Here is a 15492-nt window from a genome sequence, read left to right as displayed (position 1 = left end):
ACCGGCCCATGCCCTGCGCTGGGCCGGTATCGTCATGAAAAGTGTCATGAAGAGTGTCATGGAGAGGGAGGCGACTATGAGTACGATCGCGATGGCCCTTGCCGGCGGCGGCCCGCTTGGTGGTATCTATGAAGTCGGTGCCTGTGCGGCGCTCTCCGACAGCATCCGTGGGCTGCGCCTCGAACATGCGGATATCTATGTGGGGGTCAGCTCAGGCGCCGTGGTCGCCTCGGCCCTGGCCAACGGCATTTCGCCGGAGAAACTGGTGCGGATCCTGCTCAGTGACGACGCCGGCGAGATCTTCGACCCCGCCACCCTGCTGCGCCCTGCCTTTCGTGAATATGTCGCGCGCCTTGGCACCATACCGCCGCTGGCGTGGCAGAGCCTGACCCACTATCTGGCCGCCCCCTGGAAACACAGTCTGTTCGAATCCCTGCAGGGGCTCGCCAAGGCGATCCCGACCGGTCTGTTTGACAACCGTGGGGTGGATCGCATCCTGACCCAGTTCTTCTCCCGCCCTGGTCGCAGCAACGATTTTCGCGAGCTCAACAGCCGCCTCTTTGTGGTGGCGACCGAACTCGATACCGGTCACCCGGTGGCTTTCGGCTGCCCGGGGTACGACAATGTGCCCATTTCGGCCGCGGTACAGGCCTCGGCCGCCCTGCCCGGCCTCTTTCCCCCTTCGCTTATCAACGGTCGTCACTATGTGGACGGGGCGCTGATCAAGACGCTGCACGCCTCGGTGGCGCTGCAGGAGGGGGCGGATCTGGTCCTCTGCATCAATCCGCTGGTGCCCTTCGATGCGGACATGGCGACCAGCGAGCCCACCAATCTGGTGGATAGCGGCCTGCCGGTGGTGCTGGCCCAGACGTTTCGCGCCATCATTCACTCGCGCATGCATGTGGGGATGGACCGTTACCAGCATCAGTACCCCGATGCCGACGTCCTGTTGTTTGAACCCTCCCCCGCCGATGGCGAGATGTTCTTTACCAATGTGTTCAGTTACCGGGATCGCCGCCGTCTGTGTGAGCACGCCTATCAGCACACCCGCCGGGATCTCTGGGCGCGGCGCGATACCCTGGCCCCTGTGCTGGCCCGGCATGGCCTCGAGCTCAATCTGGCGGCGCTGGCGGATAAACAGCGCTCCCTGCTCACCCCCAGCACGGATGCGGTGGCGGCTCTCGACCGCTCGCTCGAGCAGTTGCAGCACTGGCTCACCCGCCGCTATGGCCAGGGGGCGCGGCGCCCCGTGTCGAAGGAGTAGCATGGAGCGCAAACCCAAGCGGCGTACCCGTGAGCGGATCCTGACCACCGCCCTTGCCTGCTTCAACCAACAGGGTGAGAGTGCTGTCACCACCACCGCCATCGCGGCCGAGGTGGAGATAAGCCAGGGCAACCTCTATTACCACTTCCATAACAAGGAGGAGATAGTCAACGCCCTGTTCGGCGAATTCGAGCAGGAGATGACCCGTCTGCTCGATGCGGTCAGCGCCCCCTCCGACGAGCCGGAGGATATCTGGCTCTTCCTGCATCTGATGTTCGAGACCATCTGGAAATACCGCTTTTTCTACTACGACATCTCGGCTCTGATGAACGGCTATCACCGGGTCGAGCGGCACTTTTCCGCCCTGCTGCGGCGCAAGGAGCAGACCGCCGCGGCCATTTGTCACCATTTGCAAACAGTGGGGCTGATGTCGGGATCCTTGCAGCAGATGCAGTCGCTCGCCGCCAATATCGCGCTGGTAGGGACATTCTGGATTTCCTATCAACGGGCCCTGCACCCTGGCGAGGACGCCGATATCGCCCGCGGCGTGTTTCAGGTGATGCAGCTGGTGGCCCCTTATTTGCGCGAGGATGCCCGTGTTCATCTGGACGCCCTCGCCCACCACTACACCAGCAAGGTGTGAACCACATGCAACAGGGAGAACATGCATGACAACCTCACAGTCCCAACTCTCCGATTTCATCCCTTTCCCCTTTCCAGGCGGGGCCTATGAGTACCCGGGCGACGAGCTGGCCGAACAGTGGGCCAGGCTGCATCAGGGGGATGCCGAACCCTGGCCCGAAGATCCCAAGGTGCAGGATGCCTGGCGCGCCTACCACGCCGGGGATTTTGCCCGGGCGGTGGCCCTTGGCAACGACGCCGGGGAGGCAGGGATCAATGTGGTGAACAAGGCGCTGGTGATCCACGCCAGCTACCTGCTGGAGGACAAGTATGCCAAGCGGGCCGCCTTCGAGCTTGCCGCCAGCAACGCCGAGAAGCTGCAAAAGCGGCAGCCTGACAATGCCAACGCCTGGTATTTTCACGCCCTGGCGCTGGGGCGTTACAGCCAGGTGATCTCCATCTCCAAGGCCCTTTCCCAAGGGATCGGCGACAAGATAAAGAGCAGCCTGGAGAAGGCCCTGGCGCTTGCCCCCGAGCACGCTGAGGCGCATATCGCCTTCGGGGCCTGGCATGCGGAGATCGTCGACAAGCTCGGTGCCATGATAGGCGGCCTCACCTACGGGGCGAAAAAGGAGGAGTCAGAGCGCCACTTCCAGGCGGCGCTGGCCCTTATTCCGGACTCCGCCATCGCCCGTATGGAGTACGCCAATGCTCAGGTGATGCTCTATGGCAAGAGCCGTTTGAAGGCGGCCGAGGCCCTCTATGCCGAAGCGGCCAGCTGCGAGCCGGCCGATGCCATGGAGCGGCTCGATGTGGAAGCGGCTCGTGAGGAACTGGAAGAGGAGTAACGATTACCTTTAGCGCAAACAAGGAGGCCAACCGTCGGGTTGGCCTCTGTTTTTTTAAGCAAAGGGCATGCGGGGTGGCGGCTCAGCTCAGCAGCGCATCCAACCCGTCCGGGTCAAACAACAGCTCGGGATCCATCAACACCAGCAGCAACAGTTGCTCAAACTCCACCGCGAAGCGTTCCACTACGCTGTCGGGATCCGGCACTCTCAGCTTGTCGGTGATAAGGCCGAGCTGCACCTTGTTGTCGTAGGAGAGGATCGATACCCCGACCCCGATATCGCCGGCCTGGGGTACCCAGAACAGCGGCTGGCGCAGACGGGCTCCCGCCAGATAGAGGGTATGCTGGGGGCCCGGCACATTGGTGATGACGGCGCTGGCCTTGGCCGAGAGCAGATCGACCGCCTGCTGCTGCACCGTCTTTGGGGCCATGCCCAGCACCTCCAGCAAATTGAGCACCACCACGGGTTGTAGCGAGCTGCGCAGAGCCTGCATGCGATCGCGCACCGTGAAGAGCCGCTGCAGCGGGTGCTCGATATCAAGGGGTAGCTCCAGGGCCACCAGCCCGAAGCGGTTGCCAAGGGCGCCATCATCGTTGGGCGCTCGCATATTGACCGGCACCAGGGCGCGGATCTCAATCTTGTCAGCGTCCTCCCCGTGGGCCTGCAGGTAGTGGCGAAACGCGCCGGCGGTGGCCGCGATCAGCAGATCATTGACCGAACAACCAAGCACCTTGCCCACCGCCTTGATGTCTGGCAAGGGGATCTGCTGCGACCAGGCCACCCGCTTGGTACTGCCGGTCTTGCCCTTGAGGCGGGAGGGGGAATCGTCCGCCAGAGTGGCGATGTTGCACAGCTCGCCCGCCACGTCACGGCCGGTCTTGAGATAATCCACCGCCCTGGTCGGGTGAGTGAGTACCTCGACGTATTTGGACCAGAGGGTGCCGGTGAGTTTGAGCCCGGCCCGCACCAGGCGGCTGCCTTGATGCGACTCCTCCTCTTCCTCGTCATCCTCATCCATGCGGGGTTCGGACAAGGGAATGGCGGCCGGTTTGGGGGTGTTGTCCATCATGGTGAGCATGGCCTTAACCAGGGAAAAACCGTCCCCCATGGCGTGATGGATGCGCACCACCAGCGCCTGACCGCCAAGCGAGGTGTCGGTCAGGTGCATGTCCCACAGGGGACGCTGCGGGTTGAGGGGGGTTGAGGCAAGATCGGCCACCAGCTTTTCGAGCTCCAGCTTGCCCGCCTCGCCCGGCAGGATCACCCGTTTGAGATGCTGATCGAGATCGAAGTCGGGGTCGTGGCGCCAGTAGTAGCTCCCCCCTTCCTGCACGGCACGCTGGTGAAAACGTGGTTGCAGGGAAATGGTGTGACGAAGACCTTGTCTCAGGCGCGCTTCGTCGAGCTGTCCGTCAAACATCAATACCCCGATGATTTGCATCAGGTTGTTGGGTCTGTCCATGCGCAGCCAGGCGGTATCGACGCAGGAGATAAATTCACTCAATGGCATCTTTGTTTCCCTACAAAATGCATTTTCGAGCTCATCAGTCATGCCGAACGGCATATTGGCATGGGGCATGTGCACGGTGAAATGACAATAAAAAGAGACGGCTTTCAATTAAACAAAACAAAAATAGTTGTGTGGTATTCAAGCAGCTTGAGGCAGATTATTTATTCCCCGGTTAAATAATCGGCTCGTTTCAAAAATAGATATTCAAACAAGGCGTCCTGCGAAAATTTATTATCCGCGAGGCGCCTTGAAAGAGTTTTAAACAGATTTCGGGCAAGGGAGCCGATGTTTCACATAATCGAGGATCTCCTGCTCCAGCACGCTGCGTACCGGCAACAGCATCAATCCCAGATGCACTTCAAGATGCAGGGAGTCTTCGTCGAGAGTGAGCAGCCCCTGTACCCCGGAGCCGCGAAAGCGCAGTTCCGTCTCCTCCTCGTTCGCCCATTCGCAGTCAAGCTGGTAGCTCTCTCCCATATTCTGGGCGATGGCTTCGGCGGCCAGTCGCGCTGCCGCCAGGCCCAGTTCATGCCGGCGGCTGACCTGAATGGTGGAAAGTGGGTTGCTGCCGCTGCGCGAGTCATAGAGGAACATGGCGAATACCTGCTGGGAAATGTTTATTGATATTAAACACATGTTCACGACAAGTGAAAGAGGTGTGCCGATAAATGGGACTCACTTAACAGAGTCGGTGGTCTGCTACTGGGCACCCGGGCTTGCCATTTATTCCCGGCCGCCGGCGCGTTACACTTTCTCTGACGCTATGGCAAAGCCACTGATTTTTCGACCCTTTGTTTATCCCCAGGCCAGAGAGCACGACATGACCCATCAGGATGACGCGAGTATCCAGGAGCGGCTCTATAGCCAGCTCAACCGGGTTGCCTCCCTGCGCGAGCAGATCCGCACCCACCCGCAAGACAGGGCGGACCGGGACAGGCTGCGCCAGTGGCAGGCCGACCGGCTGGGGCGCACCCATCAGGATCTGCTGCAAAGCGATCGTTATGGCCCGGCCGCCGAATTCTTCCTGACCGATCTCTATGGCCCCGGGGATTGTGCCCGACGGGATGCGGACGTGATGCGGGTGATGCCGACCGCCGAGCGTTTCTTGCCCGAGTCCGGCCTCAAGGTACTGGCCCAGGCGATCGAGCTTGATGCCCTCTCGGAGGAGCTCGACTATCTGATGGTAGTGGCGCTGCGCCGCATCGATGGCATCGACCCCATCAGCGCGACTCATTACGCCATCGCCTATCGCGCCGTGGGAGAAAGGGCGCGGCGGGAGCAGCAGATTGCGCTGGTGGGCGAACTGGGCGCGACCCTGGACCGACTGGCCCGAAAGCCCCTGCTCGGTACCACCCTCAAACTGGTCTCCGGACCTGCCCATCTGGCGGGGCTGGGCGAGCTCTTCTCCTTCGTCGAGCGCGGCTATCGGGTCTGCCACCAGATGGGGCGGGCCGATGAGTTTCTGGCCACCATTGCCAACCGCGAAACGGCGATCATGGACGCCCTGTTTGCCGGGGATGCTGACGTGCTGACCTAAACGGAGGGATTTGCGGGCAGTCAGCGTGCTGCGCCTCTTTTCCGATAGCCAGGACAAGAAAAAGCGGGCCAGATGGGCCCGCTGTCGTAGTTGGGTTTTTTAGATGACCTGTGCGCCGGCAGATCAGATCACCAGCAGATCCATGAAGGTGTGGACCGGGGTGCTGGCCAGTTGCTTGCCATCCTGGCAGAGGGCGAGGATCTCCCCTACTCGCTTGGCCGGGAAACGGGTCGCCAGATTGTGGCGGAATTTCTCCACCAACAGCGGGATCCCCTCCTCACGGCGGCGGCGGTGACCAACTGGATACTCCACCTCCACCTTGGCGGTGTGGGTACCATCCTTGAAGAACACCTGGATGGCGTTGGCAATGGAGCGCTTGTCCGCTTCAAGATATTCGCGGCTATAACGTTTGTCCTCCTGTACCACCATCTTGTCTCTCAACGCATCGATGCGAGGATCGGCGGCGATATCGTCCTCGTAATCCTCGGCGATGAGGCGACCGAAGATGAGGGGTACCGCCACCATGTACTGCAGGCAGTGATCCCGATCCGCCGGGTTGTTGAGGGCGCCCACCTTGCTGATGATGCGAATGGCCGACTCATGGGTGGTGAGCTCGATGCGGTCGATCTCATCCAGCCGCCCCTTCACCTCGCCATGGAGCTTCATGGCGCACTCCACCGCGGTCTGGGCATGGAATTCGGCCGGATAGGAGATCTTGAACAGCACGTTCTCCATCACATAGCTGCCATACCCCTGATGAAGGGCGAACTGGTTACCCTTGAACAGGACGTCGTAGAACCCCCAGTTGGGGGCGCTCAGCACGCCGGGATAACCCATCTCGCCGCTCATGGTGATAAGGGCCAGGCGCACCGCGCGGGACGTCGCATCCCCCGCCGCCCAGCTCTTGCGCGAACCTGCGTTCGGCGCGTGGCGATAGGTGCGCAGGCTCTGGCCATCGACCCAGGCCTGGGAGACGGCATCGATCACCTGATCCCGGGTGCCCCCCAGCATGTGGGTCACCACGGCGGTGCTTGCTACCTTGACCAGCACCACGTGATCCAGGCCCACCCGGTTGAAGGAGTTCTCAAGCGCCAGCACACCTTGAATTTCATGGGCCTTCACCATGGCCACCAGCACATCGGCCATGGTCAGCGGCGCCTTGCCCTCGGCCACGCGGGTACGGGAGAGCCAGTCGGCGGTGGCCAGGATCCCCCCCAGATTGTCAGAGGGGTGTCCCCACTCGGCAGCGAGCCAGGTGTCGTTGTAGTCGAGCCAGCGAATGATGGCGCCGATATCCCAGGCCGCCTTGACCGGATCGAGGCAGAACTGGGTGCCGGGCACCCGGGCACCAAAGGGGACGACAGTACCGGGCACGATGGGGCCCAAGTGCTTGGTACACTCGGGAAAGCGCAGGGCCAGCAAGCCACAGCCCAGGGTATCCATCAGGCAGTGGCGGGCGGTGTCGAGGGCCGCCTGGCTGGTAATGGGGTGGCTGCAGACGTAATCGGCAATATCGACCAGTACCTGGTCAGGATCGGGTCTGTGGTTGACGTCGACGTTGGCGGACATCGTGATTTCCTTATCGTTGTTGTAGAGAGACAAAATGACGGGGGGCCGGGCCGACGTAATCGGCGCTCGGGCGGATGATCCGGTTGTGCTCGCGCTGCTCCATCACGTGGGCGCACCAGCCGGTGACCCGCGAACAGACGAAGATGGGGGTGAACAGCTTGGTCGGGATCCCCATGTAGTGATAGGCGCTGGCATGGAAGAAGTCGGCATTGGGGAAAAGCTCTTTTTCCTCCCACATCACCTTCTCCGCCTCGCAGGAGACGCGGTAGAGACGATCATCGCCGAAGGCTTGGGCCAGCTGTTCCGCCCACCCCTTGATAATGACGTTGCGCGGATCCGAGGTGCGATAGACCGCATGGCCAAAGCCCATGATCTTCTCCTTGGCCGCGAGTTTGGCCAGCAGCTCGCGTCGTGCCTGGGCCTCGTCCTGCCAATCCTCGATCATCGCCATGGCCGCCTCGTTGGCACCACCGTGCAGGGGCCCACGCAGGGTACCGATGGCGGCGGTGATGCAGGAGAACATGTCGGAGAGGGTCGAGGCGCAGACCCGGGCCGCGAAAGTAGAAGCGTTGAATTCGTGCTCGGCATAGAGGATGAGGGAGACGTGCATGACGCGCCGCTCCAGCTCGCTTGGGGCTTTCTGGTGCAACAGCGCCAGGAAGTGGCCGCCGATGCACTCTTCGTCGGTATCCAGTGGGATGCGCACGCCTTCGTGGCTGAACTTGTACCAGTAGATGAGAATGCCCGGAAAGGCCGCCAGCAGGCGATCGGCCACCTCGTGTTCATGCTCGAAGCCATCTTCCGGCTCCAGATCACCCAGCATGGAACAACCAGTGCGCAGCACGTCCATGGGATGGGCATCGGCGGGAATACGCTCGAGCACTTCCAGCAGTGCGGCCGGCAGGGTGCGAAGGCGGCGCAGTTCGCGTTTGTATTCCTGCAGTTGCTGCTTGCTCGGCAATTCGCCCTTGAGCAGCAGGTAGGCGACCTCCTCAAACTGGGCATTGTCGGCCAGCTCCTTGATGTCGTAGCCGCGATAGGTGAGCCCGGTGCCGCTCTTGCCCACGGTGCAGATGCTGGTCTCCCCCGCACTCTGTCCGCGCAGGCCGGCGCCGCCCAACGGTTTTTGCTGTCCCATTGCCTCTTCCTCCTAGTCCCTGGATGTGAACAGACGATCCAGTGTCTGTTCGTAATGGTGATAACCGAGGAAGTCGTAGAGCGACTCCCGGGTCTGCATGGTCTCCACGACGGCGCGTTGGTGGCCATCCTGGCGAATGTGTTGATAGACGTTGAGAGCCGCCTGATTGGCGGCGCGATTGGCACTCAAGGGGTAGAGCACCATGTCGACCCCGTGGGCGGCGAGCTGCGCTTTATCAAACAGCTCGGTTTTGCCGAACTCGGTCATGTTGGCCAGGATCGGTACCCCGGCCGTCTGCTTGAAGAGATCGTACTGGCCAAGCTCGGTCACCGCCTCGGCGAAGATCATGTCGGCCCCGGCGGCCACGTAGGCGGCTGCGCGCTCCAACGCTGAGCCAATCCCCTCCACTGCCAGTGCATCGGTGCGCGCCATGATGACGAAGTGTTCATCCTCGCGGGCATCCACCGCCGCCTTGATGCGATCGCACATCTCCTCCAGCGAGACCACCGCCTTGTTGGGTCTGTGACCACAGCGCTTCTGGGCGACCTGATCTTCCATATGGACGGCAGCCACCCCTGCCCGCTCGAAGGCCCGCACTGTGCGGGCGATGTTGAAGGCGCCGCCCCAGCCGGTGTCGATGTCCACCAGCAGTGGAACAGGGGTCGCCGCCGTGATCCTTTCAGCATCGGTCAAGACGTCGTTCAGGCTGGTCATGCCAAGATCCGGCAGGCCGTAGGAGGCATTGGCCACCCCGGCACCGGAGAGGTAAAGGGCCTGAAAACCGCTACGCTCGGCCATCAACGCCATGTAGGCATTGATGGTTCCGACGATCTGCAGGGGGCGTTCATTGGCGAGGGCGGTGCGAAAACGCAGGCCCGCCGAGGGGGGCAAACTGGACATCATGACTCCTTTCATCTGTCTGGTTAACTCATCTAATATCACGTTTACGTTAACGTCAATCATACTTTCGTGGCAGACCCGCGCCAGGCAAGACAGATGACGGCTTTTAAGGTAAATTTCACCAATTCCTTCAACAGGTTGAATCGTATGATGGAGCCCGGTTCCGTGATCGTTTGCCCGGCGTGTGACTTGCTCATTCAGCGCAAGGCACTGCCGCTGCGTCGCCATGCCCACTGCCCGCGCTGTCACCAGCATCTCTACGGCCGTTACGCCTTTCGCCCCTCGCAACTGATGGCGCTCACCATTACGGGGTTCATGCTGCTCCCCTCCGCTTTTTTTGAACCACTGCTCTACCTGCGTCTCGCCGGTGTCAATTCGGACGCCAACCTGCTGCGGGGGATCATGGTGTTGTTTGAAGAGGGAGAGCTCTGGGTTGCCAGTCTGGTGCTCTGGTGCGCCGTGCTGGCGCCGGTGGGGTTGCTTGGGGGGATCTTTGCCCTCGCCTCCGGGCTCGCCAAGCGCTGGCATCTCCTGGCGCCAACCTTGAAGGCAGTGGAGGTGTTTCGTCACTGGGCCATGCTGGAGGTCTACATCGTCAGCCTCTTGGTGGCCCTGTTCAAACTGGTCGATATCGCTGATGTGCGCCTCGGCGGCGGTTTGTTGAGCCTTGGCATCCTGATGCTGCTCAACATGACCCTGCTTATCCTGTTTGATCCCGCCCCTTACTGGGAGCGTATTCCTCTCAAGGAGCCGCAACGTGACCAGCGCCCGTGAACTGGGGCTGTGCCGCTGCCACACCTGCGGCCTGCTGGTGCGCTATCAGGTCGGTAGCGTTTGCCCACGTTGCGCCAGTAAATTGCAGGTGCGGATCCCCCGTTCCCTGGCCTGGTCATGGGGCTTTCTGGCGCTCGCCACCTTCATGTTGCTGCCTGCCAATCTCTTGCCCATCACCCATTTTTACAACAAGGGGTTGCTGCAGTCCGACACCATTTTCAGCGGCATCATGGCCCTTTATCGGAGCAAGATGGGGGGCATTGCCACCATAGTGCTGACCGCCAGTATCCTGGTGCCGGTGGGCAAGATCCTGGGGCTGGGCTGGATCTGCTGGCAGTTGCAACGCAGCAAGCCGGTGCGTCGCAAGCGTCAGCTGTTGATGTACCGGGTGATCGATTTCATCGGCCGCTGGTCGATGCTGGATCTGTTCGTCATCTCCCTGATGGTCGCTCTGGTGGATCGCGGCGTCATGCTTAGCGTGCGGGCCGGCCCCGGTGCCACGGCCTTTGCCGGAGTGGTGGTACTGACCATGATGTCGGCCCGCATGCTCGATACCCGCCTGCTGTGGGACAAAGCGGCCCGTTGAATCATTCTCTGTGTTTAGTCGATACGCTGTCGAAGGCAGCCAATAAGGAGTCACTATGATCGGGGCTGAACCCGTCATTGAAAAACGTCGCTGGTTATCGCCGGTCTGGTTGTTGCCCCTCATTGCCCTGCTGCTGGCGGGCGGCTTTCTCTATCAGCAGATAGCGAGCCGGGGCCAGCTTATCCAGATCAACTTTGCCCAGGGCAATGGCATCCTGCCCGGCAAGACCCAGATCCGCTATCAGGGGGTTGCCGTCGGCGTGGTGCAGGAGCTGGAGCTGGCCGAAGATGGTCGCAAGATTGCAGTCATGGCCAAGATAGAGAGCAGCGCCCGCTCGCTAATCCGCAAGGGCTCCGATTTCTGGCTGGTGAGCCCGAAGGCGTCCCTCACCGAGATCTCGGGCCTAGATACCCTGGTCTCCGGCAACTACATCAACTTGCAACCTGGGCGCGAGAGCAACCCGTTTGAAGATACCTTCGATGCTCTGGAAGGCCCTCCCCCAGGCTATCAGGCGCAGGGGCGCATGCTGCACCTGACCGCGGATTCGCTGGGCTCGGTAGGCATTGGCTCCAAGCTCTATTTTCGTGGTATCGAGGTGGGCAGCGTCATCAACACCCGCCTCGGCCAGGACAACCAGAATGTGTTGCTGGATCTGGTGATCGAGCCCCGTTTCGAGCACCTCATCAAGGCCGATACCCGCTTTTGGAACATCAGCGGCATCAAGGGCTCCTTCAGCCTGGCCGGCGTTAATGTTGAAGCTGGCAGCCTGACTTCCATCCTGAGCGGCGGCATCGCTTTTGATTCACCCAAAACCTCACCTGAGGCTGAAGCGGGACAAATCTTCACCCTCTTCAAGGGACTGAATGAAGCAGCCCGGGGGACACGCATTGCCATCAATGCGGGGGACCTGCCGGTCAAGGAGGGGATGCCCATTCTCTTCGAAGGGATCGAGATTGGCCGCATCGACCCGATTGCCCTGACCGACAAGGGGCGGGACGTGACGGCGCTGATCAACCCGGAGCAGGCCTGGCGGATCACCGACAAGAGCCAGCTGGTCTGGGAAAGTGCGGCGCTCTCCCCCACCGGGGTCAAGCATGCAGATCGCCTGCTGGCGGGCCCGGCGATTCGTCTGGACTATGTAGCGGGCAACCAGGTCGAGCAGATGACGCTCACCGACCGAGCCCCCCAGACGGGGACCCGCATCAGCCTACAGGCCGACGATCTGGCCGGGCTCAATCAGGATGCACCTATCTGGTACAAGGGGTTGCAAGTGGGCCTCATCAACCAGCTCATCCTCGACAAGCAAGGCAATGCCAGCGTCGAGCTGATGATCCAGCCCGAGTACCAGCACCTGCTGGCACGCGCCCGATTCTACCGGGCGGTGCCGTTGCAGATCGATGCTGACTTGAGTGGCATCAAGGTCGAAACCAGTCCGGCCAGTGCCTGGCTCGGTGGCGGCATCAAGCTGGTGCAGGCTGCCAGTGGCGAGCGGATCAACCGCCTCTATCCCAGCCAGGAGCTGGCGCTGCTCGGTAGCCAGGATGCCAAGCCGCAGCGCTGGTTGCTCAAGGCCGCCCAGGCAGATGGCATCGGCATCGGCACGCCCGTGCACTATCTGGGGCTGGAAGCAGGCAAGGTCACACAGTTGCGGGCCATCAACGAAGGAGTCGAAATAGCGCTCGAGATCGATGGTGTCTATGCGCCCCTGCTGGCGAAGCAGCCGCAATTTTGGAAAAAGGCAGCGGTCGATGCCAGGGTCGGGGTCGATGGGGTCAAGGTGAAGGTCGGCAATCTTGCGACCCTGCTGCGCGGCGCCATCGAGTTCGATCTGCTGGGCACAGGTCGCAGCAGCCATCAGTTGTTTGACAGCAAGGAGCAGGCCACCGCCAGGGGGCGGCCACTCACCCTGGTCGCCGAGAGCAATCCTGGCCTTGGGGTGGGCAGCCCGATCCGCTATCGCGGCGTCGAGATCGGCAAGATTGAACAGATTGAACTGGAACCTGCGCTGGGTCAGGTGATCTTCAAGGCGCAACTGGATGGTCAGTATGCCGAACGCTTCCTGCAATCCGGGGCTCGTTTCACTCTGGTACAGGCCAAGCTGGGTCTGGGTGGGGTGAATCATCTCGATACCCTGATCAAGGGCGCCTTCGTGGAGGCCTTGCCCGGCAAAGGGGCAGGTAAAGAACGTTTCCCGCTCAGTCAGACTGATCCCGTGGGGCTGGCCCTGACCCTCAAAAGCCCGTCAGTCAATGGCTTGAGCGTCGGCAGTCCCCTGCTGTTTCGCAAGATGGTGGTCGGTAGCGTGACCAGGGTCGCTCTGGCCCGTGATGGCAGCGAGGTGCTGATCGATGTGAACGTCAACAAGGAGTATGCCCATCTGGTACGAGCCCACTCCCGCTTCTGGAACGTCTCCGGCGTCAAGGCTGACATCGGTCTGACCGGCGGCACCATAGAGGTGGAAACTGTGCAGAGCCTGCTGGCCGGTGGTATTGCCTTCAACACCCCGGAGCGGGACATGGGGCCGACCGTCAAGGCAGGCCACCGCTATCCGCTCTATGCCAAGGCGGAAAAAGAGTGGCTGGAGTGGAGCCCCAGGATCCAACCCTGAGCGCCTCCTCTTTTTAACCACAAACCTTGACCACAAGCCCGGCTCTGCGCCGGGCTTGTTATTTTTCCCGGCACCAGCGTTCAGGATTTCACTGGGCATGTGGTAAAATGCGCCCCTTTTTCAGGTCTGACGAGACGGCGCCGTGCACGACAATACCTACCTTCCCGATCATTTTTTACGTCATATCGCGGCCATCATGCCGGCTCACCTCGCCATGGAGGAGTTCGTAGCCAGCTGTCGGCGGCCGCTACGGCGCAGTATCCGGGTCAATACCCTGAAGATCTCCGTGTCTGACTTTGTGGCCAAAATGGCCCCCCTTGGCTGGCAACTCGATGCCGTGCCCTGGTGTGACACCGGCTTCTGGCTGATCCGGGCCGATGAAACCGTCCCTCTTGGCAACACGGCGGAACATCTGAGCGGTCTCTTTTATATCCAGGAGGCGAGCTCCATGTTGCCGGTGACGGCGCTTTTTGCCAGCGACAAGATCAAAACCGACGGCATGTTGCTCGATGCTGCCGCCGCCCCCGGCTCCAAGACCACCCAGATCGCCGCGCTGATGAACAACCAGGGGATGCTGGTTGCCAATGAGTACTCCAGCAGTCGACTCAAAGTATTGAGTGCCAATATCCAGCGCTGCGGCGTCACCAATGTAGGCATGACCCATTTCGATGCCAAGGTATTTGGCCAGTGGTTGCCGGAGACCTTCGATGCCATTTTGCTCGATGCCCCCTGCTCGGGTGAGGGAACGGTGCGCAAAGACGAGGATGCCCTTCGCAACTGGAGCCTGGAGAGCATCGAGGAGATCGCGGCGGTGCAAGCCGGCTTGCTGGAGAGCGCCTTCCATGCCCTCAAGCCCGGCGGTGTGCTGGTCTACTCCACCTGCACATTGAGCCAGCAGGAGAACCAGGCCATCTGCCAATCCCTGCTGGACAAGTTTGGCGATGCCTTGAGCTTTGACTCGCTGGCTAGCCTCTTCCCCGGGGCCGAGCAGGCATGCACAGCGGAAGGATACCTGCACGTTTGGCCCCAAATCTTCGATAGTGAAGGTTTTTTCGTCGCCAGATTGCGCAAGCACCACTCAGTGCCCAACACCATGTTCAAGCCGGGCAAACTCGGCAAATTCCCCTTCTCGCCGCTGCCGGCAAAGGAGGCAGATCCCATGGCACGCGACATCGCAGCTACGTTTGGTGTGGCGCTTCAGGGACAGTTATTTGGCCGCAATGACGAGATCTGGTGTTTCCCCGCGCTGTTCGCACAGGTTCATGGCAAGCTGCGCTTCGATCGTATTGGCTTCAAATTGGCAGAGACCTTCAAAAAAGGCTATCGCCTCACTCACGAGTGGGCCCTGGCCCATGGTGACCTGGCAACCCGGGGATTTGTCGAGCTTGACAATACCAATGCGCGGGAGTTCATGATGGGACGGGATGTCTGGCCCGAGCAGGAGGCTGGCGCCGGTGAGGTGATCGTCCGTTACCAGGGACATACCCTGGGGATGGGGAAATGGGTCGGCAGCCGGGTCAAGAATGCCCTGCCCCGCGAGCTGGTGCGAGATACCAATTTGTTTGCCGAATGACCACAGGTTAGAAATGGTTGGGCTCCGCCTCTGTTCGAGTCTGGAAAACCCACACTTCGGTTGAACTTTTCGTCGGATCTTGAAAAGCCGGGTTCATTGTCTAAGCTTAAGGCAATCCGAACACCAGTTAGCGCACGGCTCTGCAAGGAGCCAATTCCCCTATGCCAGGTACAAGGAATTGGTACCTGGCTTTTTTTATATCTGATGTTTCCCCTTCCCAGCTACTCGACAGGTTCGAGCAAGGGTTCCTCGACCGGGGATGGCGATGACAAGATCTCATGCTGATAGAGCAGATCGATCGCCTGCTCTATCAGGGAAGCCTGACTGTCTTCAAGATGAATGCCCAATTCATGCAAACGTGCGGCGTGGCGATTGCTGATCCAACACTGCAGACGGGTATGACTTTCCTGTTTGCGCTTCACATGTTGGCGCTGGCGCTCTGCATTATCGAGGGCCGAATTCTCTTTCGTTTCCTGGCTCATAAGTACTGCAAATTTTAATTACCAACCTTGTTATCTCTCACCTTCAATACCGACAAGGTATGGACAAGAGAAACTCCCCGCT

14 protein-coding genes are annotated in these 15492 nt (G+C 60.8%); 8 read left to right on the top strand and 6 right to left on the bottom strand.

The genetic code is table 11. The annotated features are described in order from the left end of the window. Positions 1-76: 76 nt before the first annotated feature. The 3 genes from I6L37_RS15660 to I6L37_RS15650 are packed head-to-tail and all read left to right on the top strand — an operon-like array spanning position 77 to position 2733. On the top strand, positions 77-1264 hold the full coding sequence (locus I6L37_RS15660) for a patatin-like phospholipase family protein (RefSeq protein WP_042069388.1): 1188 nt from the start codon (positions 77-79) through the stop codon (positions 1262-1264). Between the two features lies 1 nt (position 1265). Continuing rightward, positions 1266-1907 carry a TetR/AcrR family transcriptional regulator gene (locus tag I6L37_RS15655; protein WP_201939516.1) on the top strand — a complete coding sequence of 214 codons (642 nt, stop codon included), beginning with the start codon at positions 1266-1268 and terminating at the stop codon, positions 1905-1907. Between the two features lie 25 nt (positions 1908-1932). Next, positions 1933-2733: a hypothetical protein gene (locus I6L37_RS15650; protein WP_061477552.1), complete on the top strand. Its 801-nt coding sequence runs from the start codon at positions 1933-1935 to the stop codon at positions 2731-2733. Between the two features lie 82 nt (positions 2734-2815). Here I6L37_RS15650 and I6L37_RS15645 read toward each other — a convergent pair whose 3' ends face one another. Both I6L37_RS15645 and I6L37_RS15640 read right to left on the bottom strand, forming a co-directional pair. Next, a complete protein-coding gene (locus I6L37_RS15645; RefSeq protein ID WP_216992328.1) occupies positions 2816-4243 on the bottom strand; it encodes a wax ester/triacylglycerol synthase family O-acyltransferase in 1428 nt (475 codons plus the stop codon). Between the two features lie 258 nt (positions 4244-4501). Beyond that, positions 4502-4879, bottom strand: a complete 378-nt coding sequence (locus I6L37_RS15640; protein ID WP_216992327.1) for a polyhydroxyalkanoic acid system family protein — start codon at positions 4877-4879, stop codon at positions 4502-4504. 184 nt (positions 4880-5063) lie between these two features. Between I6L37_RS15640 and I6L37_RS15635 the strand changes: the two genes are divergently transcribed. Further along, a complete protein-coding gene (locus I6L37_RS15635) occupies positions 5064-5780 on the top strand; it encodes a hypothetical protein (protein ID WP_201939508.1) in 717 nt (238 codons plus the stop codon). A gap of 123 nt (positions 5781-5903) precedes the next feature. Here the strand turns inward: I6L37_RS15635 and I6L37_RS15630 are convergent, their stop codons facing one another. The 3 genes from I6L37_RS15630 to prpB are packed head-to-tail and all read right to left on the bottom strand — an operon-like array spanning position 5904 to position 9387. Next, the gene (locus I6L37_RS15630; protein WP_216992326.1) at positions 5904-7349 is read right to left on the bottom strand and encodes a bifunctional 2-methylcitrate dehydratase/aconitate hydratase; all 1446 of its coding nucleotides are present in this window, start codon (positions 7347-7349) and stop codon (positions 5904-5906) included. Positions 7350-7359: 10 nt separating this feature from the next. Next, a complete protein-coding gene (gene prpC, locus I6L37_RS15625) occupies positions 7360-8487 on the bottom strand; it encodes a 2-methylcitrate synthase (RefSeq protein WP_061477555.1) in 1128 nt (375 codons plus the stop codon). 12 nt (positions 8488-8499) lie between these two features. Next, on the bottom strand, positions 8500-9387 hold the full coding sequence (prpB, locus tag I6L37_RS15620; protein ID WP_216994185.1) for a methylisocitrate lyase: 888 nt from the start codon (positions 9385-9387) through the stop codon (positions 8500-8502). A 147-nt stretch (positions 9388-9534) separates the two neighbouring features. Between prpB and I6L37_RS15615 the strand changes: the two genes are divergently transcribed. From I6L37_RS15615 to rsmF, 4 genes are all read left to right on the top strand, one after another. Beyond that, a complete protein-coding gene (locus I6L37_RS15615) occupies positions 9535-10161 on the top strand; it encodes a paraquat-inducible protein A (protein ID WP_042026236.1) in 627 nt (208 codons plus the stop codon). Beyond that, positions 10145-10747, top strand: a complete 603-nt coding sequence (locus I6L37_RS15610) for a paraquat-inducible protein A (RefSeq protein WP_026458124.1) — start codon at positions 10145-10147, stop codon at positions 10745-10747. The genes I6L37_RS15615 and I6L37_RS15610 overlap by 17 nt, the downstream gene beginning before the upstream one ends. Positions 10748-10802: 55 nt before the next feature. Next, entirely contained in the window at positions 10803-13355 is a 2553-nt protein-coding gene (locus I6L37_RS15605) for an MlaD family protein (RefSeq protein ID WP_216992325.1), read from the top strand. A gap of 142 nt (positions 13356-13497) precedes the next feature. After that, positions 13498-14928, top strand: coding sequence for a 16S rRNA (cytosine(1407)-C(5))-methyltransferase RsmF (gene rsmF / locus I6L37_RS15600; protein ID WP_216992324.1), 1431 nt, complete (start codon positions 13498-13500; stop codon positions 14926-14928). Positions 14929-15149: 221 nt separating this feature from the next. Here rsmF and I6L37_RS15595 read toward each other — a convergent pair whose 3' ends face one another. Continuing rightward, the gene (locus I6L37_RS15595; protein WP_216992323.1) at positions 15150-15410 is read right to left on the bottom strand and encodes a RepB family protein; all 261 of its coding nucleotides are present in this window, start codon (positions 15408-15410) and stop codon (positions 15150-15152) included. Positions 15411-15492: the final 82 nt, after the last annotated feature.

The sequence above is a fragment of the Aeromonas sp. FDAARGOS 1407 genome (assembly GCF_019048725.1).
GTDB classification, from domain to species: domain Bacteria; phylum Pseudomonadota; class Gammaproteobacteria; order Enterobacterales; family Aeromonadaceae; genus Aeromonas; species Aeromonas enteropelogenes.
This window is presented reverse-complemented; position numbering and strand designations above follow the sequence as displayed.